This is a genomic window from Vibrio sp. V33_P6A3T137, assembly GCF_009904835.1.
Classification (GTDB): Bacteria; Pseudomonadota; Gammaproteobacteria; order Enterobacterales; family Vibrionaceae; genus Vibrio; species Vibrio metschnikovii.
Window position 1 is genome coordinate 1 of record NZ_WXWK01000169.1, and the last position, 3,051, is coordinate 3,051.

Sequence of the window (3,051 nt, forward strand, 5' to 3'; positions counted from 1 at the left end):
TATTCTAACAGCTGCATGGTTTTTTCAAGGCATTGGTTGTGTTGAAAATTTAATGTATGTTTCATTATTATCAAAAATAACTAATCTTGTAATTATTGTTTTCTTTGTTAGACAGCCTGAAAGTTTTAGTATTGCTGTTGCTGCTAGTTGTTTGCCAACATTTTTCTCTGGTATATATTTAACTGCTATTGCACATAAAAGATATAAACTAAGAGTGCCTGAATTTAATAATTTGTTGAAAACAATTAAAGAAGGTAGGGACGTATTTATTGGCCTACTTGCTCCTAATCTATATAACGCGATGCCAACTATTGCGTTAGGTACTGCCTATCCTGCCGACCAATTTGTTAATTTTGCAATTGCATCTCGTTTAACATCGGTAGTCGTGACAATCCAAGATGTTGTGGCTAAAGCTATATATCCAATTATTTCCAGAATTAAAGAAAACCAGGTCAATAAGTTACTTATTGTAAATGGTTTGATCACTGTATTTCCTATTTTAGTATTGTTCTTTTTAGGAGAGTCGATATTAAGTCTTTTTTTAGGTGGTGATTTTTCTGATGTAAACCAATTTTTAATTATATTTACGATAGGCGTTTTTTTTATTGGTTTATCCAATGCAATAAGTAAGGGTTTTTTACTACCTAATGGTTATGACCGATTATATCGGAATGTATCACTAAGGGTATCAGTCATTTCAGCTTTGATCTGTATCTTTGGAATCTACTTTGGTGGGTTGCTAGGAGGTGCTCTATCTATAGCATTGGCAAGAATTTTGTTTTTTGTTGATTATTATATTTCATATAGGCGTCTAATTCGATAAATTATAATATAGGGACAGAAAAATTATGAATATGCTTGTGTTTAAAGGGTTTGTGGTATCGATAATTCACAATTTTCTTGTTCCGATGGATAACGCTATCACACAACAAACAATTAACCGATGATCAATTTGACGATCATTTTCAGTGTTTTCTAATAACTCCATAGACAAAATGGGGGTCAAAAACGATGAGTAACCAGCACCCATTTATGTATTTCGATGTCATCCCAGATTATTGCCAATAAGGCAAAGTCGAGAACAAGTTAACGGATATCATTTTGTTAACAATCTGTGCGGTGCTTTCCGATCAGGATGAGTGGAAAGCCATTCATCTTTACGGCACAAAGTGGTTCGATTTCCTCAAACACTTTGGTGATTTTAGTCATGGTGTTCCCTCCGCTATTACCATAGCTAGAGTGATGGGCATGATTAATGCGACACGCTTACAAAAGTGTTTTATCGAATGGATGAAATCATGCTGTGAACTCACTGACGGTGAAGTGATAGCGATAGCAGAGAAAAATCATGAACATGCCCATGTTTAAAGGGTTTATGGCATAGTAAGTTCACGGTTTTCTTGTTCCGATCGATAACGCTATCACACAACAAGCAATTAACCGATGATCAATTTGACGATCATTTTCAGTGTTTTCTAATACCTTCATAGACAAAATGGAGGTCAAAAACGATGAGTAACCAGCATCCATTTATGCATTTCGATGTCATCCCAGATTACCGCCAACAAGGCAAAGTTGAACACAAGTTAACGGATATCATTTTGTTAACAATCTGTGCGGTACTTTCCGGTCAGGATGATTGGAAAGCCATTCATCTTTACGGCACAAGGTGGCTAGATTTCCTCAAACGCTTTGGTGATTTTAGTCATGGTGTTCCTTCCGCTATTACCATAGCTAGAGTGATGGGCATGATTAATGCGACACGCTTACAAAAGTGTTTTATCGAATGGATGAAATCATGCTGTGAACTCACTGACGGTGAAGTGATAGCGATAGATGGTAAAACCGTTCGAGGGTCTTATGATGATTCCCGTGGGCTTGGTGCGATTCATATGGTTAATGCGTTTGCTACAGAAAATGGCGTGTGCCTTGGATAGCATAAAGTTTACGAGAAATCCAATGAGATAACCGCCATTCCTGAATTGCTTCAACTGCTTGATATATCAGGTTGTTTAGTGACCATTGATGCGATGGGTTGCCAAAAGAAAATCGCACAAAAAATCCTTGAAAAGAACGCAGATTACTTGCTGGCAGTAAAAGGAAATCAAGGTCGTCTTGAGCAAGCTTTTAATCATTATTTCAATATGAGCATGCTGCAACAACATGACGGTGATTCTTACAGTACTCAAGAAACATCGCGAGGCCGAAAAGAAACACGATTAGCCTTAGTGAACGAAGATTTAAGTGTTTTGGGCGATCTTGAATTTGATTGGCCAGGGCTTAAAACGATGGGAATTGTGGTATCTATTCGTCAAGAATCAGCAGTGGCTCAAGAATCGGATGTAACGGTTCGATATTATATTAGTTCGAAAACGCTCAGTGCTGAAGAATTGTTAAATGCTTCACGCTCGCACTGGTTAGTTGAGTCGATGCATTGGATGTTGGATACAGAATTTGGTGAAGATGCTTGCCGTAAACGAGCGGAAGAACGAGCAGAGAATTTCGCAAGGATCAGACAGATGTGCTTAAACATGCTAAAAAGTGAAACGACGCTGAAAGCGAGCATTAAACACAAACGAGCGATGTGCGCGATGGATCCAGAGTATCTTTTTAAGGTTTTGGGAAGCGTTTATTTACGGGGAATGTTCATGATTTTTCCGTGAACACGTGCGGTCGCTCTGATAGTTTATTAAGGTTAAAGTATGACAGCATACTTGGTTGTTTTTGGTTGGCTTGCTTTTTGTTCAGTTGCTCACAATACAAAGCAACTTTCTTATCTAAAACCATTTTTTTTTATATTATCTGCCTTACTACTGATTTTTTTTGCAGGATTTAGAGAGGCTGGGGTTGGTGCTGATGATTGGAACTATGTTATAAAGTTCTTGGAGGTGCCAGATATAAGTTATTGGTTCACTGGAGAGTTTACATACTCTTTTTCCGAGACTTGGATGGAGCCTGCTTATATTGCTTTAGGGGCAATTATTCGTTTGTTTACATCAAACTATACATATCTATTTTTAGTCGTTTCGCTATTTTCAGTAGGTATTGCAT

Annotated in this window: 2 protein-coding genes and 2 pseudogenes; all 4 read left to right on the forward strand. The window is 37.5% G+C overall.

The features are described from left to right. The coding region (locus tag CAG60_RS15620; protein ID WP_161439378.1) for an oligosaccharide flippase family protein at positions 1 to 823 on the forward strand (823 nt) is incomplete at its 5' end. Positions 824 to 1,086: 263 nt separating this feature from the next. Continuing rightward, a pseudogene (locus CAG60_RS15625) lies at positions 1,087 to 1,368 on the forward strand (ISAs1 family transposase); the annotation flags it as partial. A 143-nt stretch (positions 1,369 to 1,511) separates the two neighbouring features. Beyond that, positions 1,512 to 2,663 (forward strand): annotated as a pseudogene (locus CAG60_RS15630) (ISAs1 family transposase). A gap of 39 nt (positions 2,664 to 2,702) precedes the next feature. Beyond that, the coding region (locus CAG60_RS15635) for an EpsG family protein (protein ID WP_202598603.1) at positions 2,703 to 3,051 on the forward strand (349 nt) is incomplete at its 3' end.